Below are 5,247 nucleotides of genomic sequence, written 5' to 3'. Positions count from 1 at the left end.
TCAAAGTTTTTCCACCTGTGTCTTTAAAGACAAGTTCTAAAGTTTTCTTAACCATAATTTTCTCCTTTCGTTAGTACTATTCTGTAATTTCCGACTCTGTGATTTTGTAGATTTTTTCTACCGGCGTTTTTAAAAGATTTCCTAATTTAGTCGCTACGTTTTTAACTGCGTCAATTTCGGCGTCTTTATTCAGCCTTGGCAGTATCTTAGACTTGATTTTTTCCTTGCCATCTTCTCCTAAGGTAGCTTTGAACTCAAGTTTTAACTTTGCGCTCTTTACTGTTTCCTTTGCCATGTTATCACCTCCTTGTACTATATATATAGAAATAAGGTGCAAAAGTTACTATCCATTTTTTAAGATTTTTTAAAAATTTTTTTGAGCTTGTGTTTTTATAAAAATGGACATAAAAAAACCCGAGATTTCTCTCGGATTTTTTATTTTAAGTTAAACTTATTTTGTTTTAACTGCTCTTTCAAAAGTTCTTACTGCTTCTTCTAGAGTGTTAGATGCTTCTCTTAATTCTAAAATTTTCTTAGAATCGACTTTACCTTGTGCTTCTCTTATAGCTGCATCTAAAGTATCAATTATTTGTTGTTCTTTAACATATTTAGTTCCTAAATCTAATCCTTCACCATTTTCAGAAACTTGAACATTAGCTTTTGCTGCATTTGCAGTTTCAATAGCTTTTTCTAGTTTAGCTTTTGCAGCTTGTATTCCTTCATTATATGCAACTTCTAAATTAGTTTTGAATGTGTAAATTCTACCGTCAACATTTCTATCATCAGTAAATCTTACTTCATATTCAACTTTTATACCAGTACCTGCTAATTTTTCTAATTTAGTAAATTCACTCATAGATACTAAATAAGTTTTTGTTTCGCTATTAGCATCTGAATTAAAGTTATCTCTGAATTCATTCATAACTACTACATATTCATTTTGTGAGAATTGTTTAGTTTCTAAAACTGTAGCAACATGAGTTCTATTGCTAATGTTTGGAACTAAATCTTTAATAGCTCCTTCAAGAGCTGTGTTTGCTGGAAGAATTGAAAGTACTTCTATTTCAGTTGTAACTTTGTTATCTTTTCTTGCAAATTGAAGTTTATCTCCAACTCTTAAGTCTTTGTATTGTTTTGCGTTGAAGATATCTGCATCTCTTACATCTAGTGAAGACATGTCTCCATATTTATCAACAACATCAATTACTCTCTTGTCATTAGCAAATCCTTTAACTTCTACTACTGGGAATTTAACTTTATCACTGTGATCGATAACTGTAGATATTCCATTAGTATTAGCATTTGTCATGTAATTAACTTTAATTACATCATAAAGATCTCCATAGTTATATGGGAAAGCTGACATATTGTTAAAGAAGTTTCTATCATAAATTTTTCCATCAGTATCTTCAAGAGTTGCATTTCCTAAAGAAGTTGCTTGGTTAACTACTCTGTACATTTCAGTTTTAGCTGATTTAGCTACAACGTTGAATACTACAACTTTAGCAGTGTTTCTTTCATTTTGATTAAAAGCATCAACTACAGCTTTATGTCCATCTTGGTTGAACCCTGCATATACGTTTGGAATCATATTCCATCTTGCTTGGTTATATCCAATTAAAGACATAGCTTCGTTAATATCTTTAACTTCTTTCATAATATTATTAGCTGGATTAGCAACAAATACTTTTGTATCGCTGTTAATTCCTACTTTAACTACATCCTTACTTCCATGTTGGAAAGTTAAAGAATCTACTTTAGTATCATTTGATCTGAAGTTAACTTTAACCCATCCATCAAATATTGGTTGCATTGTATCATTAGTTAATTTAGAAACATTAGTTAAACCAGTTTCTACTGTGTAATCAGCAACGCCATTCCATCTTGAATTTTTAACCACTCTGTGAGCATCAGCATCTAAAGCTAAAGCTGATGGGTTACCAAGTTCAAGAATGTGAGTTACTTCTTTTTTGTCATTAGTGATGATTCTTACTAATGATCCAAGGTAGAAATCTGGGTTAGTAATATTTTTAACTTTAATTACATTAGCATTATTTCCTTCAACTCTATTAGCATTTACAAATACTGTATCAGTAGTGATAGTGTATTCTTGTTCTTTAGCATCTTGGTTAAGAACTAATTTGTCTCTGTTTAAAGAAGAAAGTACGCCAAGTTTTTCGTTAGCTGCAGTTCTTCTGAAGTTCTTCATCTTGTAAAGAGCGTTGTAAACCATTGTGAATGCGTCGCCTCTGTTAGCAGCTGCGTTTGAATCAGCAACAGTTACATCATCAAGAATTCCTAATTGTTGTGCCCATGTTAACCATAGACCAGCCCATTTAGCGTTAGCTTCTTTAACCATGTCTGCAGTTAGATCACTCTTAACTAAAACTACTAACATTTTTGCAAGTTCTGCATATGTTACGTTGTTTTCTGGTTTGAATGATCCATCTGGGTAACCTTGTAGCATTGGTTGTCCGTTAGTTGCTGAAGGAACTGTTGTACCTACAGTGATAACGCCGTTTGCCCAATGTGAGTTATCAACATCGCTGTAAAGTTTCATAGCACCTTGTAATTTAGCTGCTAGATCTTTGTTTCCGTTTGCAATAGCTAAAAGCTTAGTGATTTCAGCTCTTGTAATGTTTTTGTCTAGTCCTAGACTTCCATCTTCGTAACCTTCAACTAATTTTTTATCAACAACGTATTGGATTTTGTTATCCTTACCTTTGATTTTTTCAACTTTTTCATCAGTTGTTTTAGTTTCGGCAGCGAAAACAGATGTGAATGCTCCTAGTACCATTACTAGTGTTAGTACTAGAGATAATAATTTCTTGTTCATCTTGTCTTTCGACCTCCTTAAAATTTTTGTAGACCTACAAAAGTCTTAAACTTTTGCTAGACTGCTTGAACGAACAGTCTTTTCAGAGGTGACAAGTTAAACATTAGTCACATGGATTAATATTTAGTTGTCATTGTTCCTCGTTGTTATTATTATACACTATTACGTTTAAATGTAAAATTACAGTTGTGTTACATTTTTGTAACTTGATGAAACATTTTTGTAATCACGTGCCGCCCCTACGTTTTTTTGAAATTGTTGGTTTTTACGGGCGGGCCTATATTGTTTTGTCATTTATGTTTTTTATTTTTCTGTTTTTGTTTTGATTCTTTGTCTTTCTTGTAATCACGTGCCGCCCCTACTGTCGTTTCATTAATTAATAAAAATATTCATCCTTATCCCAATTATATGGATTATTTTCAATGTATTCACACACGTTCAAATATTCCCTTTCATCTCTGACAATCCTGTCATAATATCCACGTTGCCATACCGGGAAATTTACGCCTCGGCTTACATCTGATTTTAATTTACGCACAATTTTAGGAACGGAGTTTTGAGAATTAATTAAAACCAATGTGAAATGAATATGATTTGGCATTATGATATATTTTTCAATTTCAGATATATTTTTTAATGTTTTATCAATTTTTTCCCCCAATTTGCTCAAAATGACACTTGGTTGATTTTGAAAGTCAATGTTTCCAAAGATTTTTTGTCTTTTATTGGCGCATATTGTTATGAAATATATTCCATCCGATGAATAATCATAGTTTTTTAGCCTTATTATTTTTCGTTTTGGTAATTTAGATTCCATGTTTACCTCCTTTTTGTTCATTGTATCATTTATTGTGTTTATGGGTTGTTTTATTTTAAATTTCGCTTTATTAACGAATCGTAGGGGCGGCACGAGCAAAGCGAGGTCCGCCCGTTTTATAAATGTTTTTATTTTTGTTTTTTTATTAAAATGTAGGGTGCGGCACGAGTGTAGCGAGGTCCGCCCGCGAAAAAATATGAAAATAGATTATGTGTAAAAAAATAAAGAGGCAGCACTTGTATATTCGTGCCACCCCTTTTATGGTAAATGAAATAAATTGATATGTATTTTTATAAACTTACTTACTGCCGTTTAAATTTCCTATGCTGTTGCTCAACTCATGAATACTATTTGTCAAATCACTTAATTTGGATTCTATTCTGAATAACAAATAAAATGTTATTGCTATTGGAAATCCAACGTTTGAAACTTGTGTGATAATTTCGTCCATATTTTCCTCCTTTATTATGTTTTTTGCAGATATGTCTATTTTGTTATTTTGAATATTTCGTTTTATTTGGTTTGAGGGCGGACCTTTACGTCTTTCTTATCTATTATTTTTATTTGTCTATTCATCTTTTAATTCATCATTTTTCTTGCAATCACGTGCCGCCCCTACGATTTTTATAAAATATTAATTGTTTTAATTATCCAAATGTAGGGACGGCACGAGCAGAGCGAGGTCCGCCCGTTTCACAAATGTTTTTATTTTTGTTTTGTTATTCAAGTGTAGGGTGCGGCACGAGCAAAGCGAGGTCCGCTCTTTTTATGACAATTCAATTTGATTTATGTTTTGATTTTTCGTTTGCACAGTAATTTTTATGTTTTTGATATTTCATTTTATCGGAGTTAAGGGCGGGCCTTTGTTGTTTTGTTATTTATGTTTTTTATTTGTCTGTTCATTTTTTAATTCATCATTTTTCTTGCACTCACGTGCCGCCCCTACGGTTATTGGTAATATTTGTGTCTTATAAAGACAAAATCATATTACCAGCCATATGTAAATAAAGAAATCAACCTTGTAAGAGGTCTTTTTCTATAACTTCTTTGGTGTATGCCTTACCAAAGCCGACAATGTCGCCTTCAGGACCAACAAACACTTTCGCATCTCTGATTGTTGTTTCCAACTCTGTTAGTTCAGTTTTTTCGATGCTTTCTTTTGGGTCTTTGAAGCTCATGTTCAAAGTTTTTCCGCCTGTGTCTTTAAAGACAAGTTCTAAAGTTTTCTTAACCATAATTTTCTCCTTCCTTTAATTATTCTGTGATTTCTGACTCTGTGATTTTGTAGATTTTTTCTACCGGTGTTTTTAAAAGGGCGCCTAATTTAGTGGCTACGCTTTTAACTGCGTCAATTTCGGCATCTTTGTTCAGCCTTGGCAATATCTTAGACTTGATTTTTTCTTTGCCGTCTTCTCCTAAGGTAGCCTTGAACTCAAGCTTTAGCTTTGCGCTCTTTACTGTTTCCTTTGCCATGTTATCACCTCCTTGTACTATATATATAGAAATAAGGAGCAAAAGTTACTATTCATTTTTTAAATTTTTAAAAAACTTTTTGAACTCTTGTTTTTCTAAAAATGGGCATAAAAAAACCCGA

General features: G+C 32.4%; 6 protein-coding genes. All 6 read right to left on the bottom strand.

The annotated features are described in order from the left end of the window. Positions 1 to 76 precede the first annotated feature (76 nt). The 6 genes from SOR77_RS00045 to SOR77_RS00020 all read right to left on the bottom strand — a co-directional run bounded on the left by SOR77_RS00045 (position 77) and on the right by SOR77_RS00020 (position 5,126). Complete coding sequence (locus tag SOR77_RS00045) at positions 77 to 295, bottom strand: hypothetical protein (protein WP_004822137.1); 219 nt, start codon at positions 293 to 295, stop codon at positions 77 to 79. Between the two features lie 156 nt (positions 296 to 451). Further along, positions 452 to 2,836 carry an S-layer homology domain-containing protein gene (locus SOR77_RS00040; protein ID WP_320635175.1) on the bottom strand — a complete coding sequence of 795 codons (2,385 nt, stop codon included), beginning with the start codon at positions 2,834 to 2,836 and terminating at the stop codon, positions 452 to 454. A gap of 376 nt (positions 2,837 to 3,212) precedes the next feature. Continuing rightward, positions 3,213 to 3,653 (bottom strand): transposase, encoded by a 441-nt coding sequence (locus SOR77_RS00035; protein WP_320635174.1) that lies wholly within the window; start codon positions 3,651 to 3,653, stop codon positions 3,213 to 3,215. A gap of 298 nt (positions 3,654 to 3,951) precedes the next feature. Further along, entirely contained in the window at positions 3,952 to 4,104 is a 153-nt protein-coding gene (locus SOR77_RS00030; RefSeq protein WP_320635173.1) for a YvrJ family protein, read from the bottom strand. Between the two features lie 562 nt (positions 4,105 to 4,666). Continuing rightward, a complete protein-coding gene (locus tag SOR77_RS00025; protein WP_004822138.1) occupies positions 4,667 to 4,888 on the bottom strand; it encodes a DUF2922 domain-containing protein in 222 nt (73 codons plus the stop codon). Positions 4,889 to 4,907: 19 nt separating this feature from the next. Further along, positions 4,908 to 5,126 carry a hypothetical protein gene (locus SOR77_RS00020; RefSeq protein WP_320635172.1) on the bottom strand — a complete coding sequence of 73 codons (219 nt, stop codon included), beginning with the start codon at positions 5,124 to 5,126 and terminating at the stop codon, positions 4,908 to 4,910. Between the last annotated feature and the right edge of the window lie 121 nt (positions 5,127 to 5,247).

It is taken from the genome of Peptoniphilus sp. (assembly GCF_034090345.1).
GTDB lineage: Bacteria > Bacillota > Clostridia > Tissierellales > Peptoniphilaceae > Peptoniphilus.
The sequence above is the reverse complement of the archived record's forward strand: the minus strand, read 5'-3'. Positions and strand labels throughout refer to the sequence as shown.